Below are 229 nucleotides of genomic sequence, written 5' to 3'. Positions count from 1 at the left end.
GGAGCAGAAGGCGACGGAGTTGCTCGCAACATCCGTGGCACATATCGAGACTGCGGATCTCCCATATTACGGTGCTCTTTGCAGAGCAGCGGCGTACTTCAAGTCGACAGAGAAGCAGTCGCGACAGATTCATCTGATTGCGCTCCAGAAGCACTGCGATTATCTGCAAGCGCTCGCTAACATGTGTCCTCGTAATTTCGCGGATCGTGCCGCGCTTGCGGCCGCGGAG

At 56.8% G+C, this 229-nt stretch carries 1 protein-coding gene; it reads left to right on the top strand.

The genetic code is table 11. The annotated features are described in order from the left end of the window. Window positions 1-19: 19 nt before the first annotated feature. A partial coding sequence (locus SB772_RS46375; RefSeq protein ID WP_410839315.1) for a hypothetical protein occupies window positions 20-229 on the top strand: 210 nt, incomplete at its 3' end.

Origin of the sequence: Paraburkholderia sp. SIMBA_030 (assembly GCF_046535245.1) — a bacterium.
Lineage (GTDB): Bacteria > Pseudomonadota > Gammaproteobacteria > Burkholderiales > Burkholderiaceae > Paraburkholderia.
The sequence above is the reverse complement of the archived record's forward strand: the minus strand, read 5'-3'. Positions and strand labels throughout refer to the sequence as shown.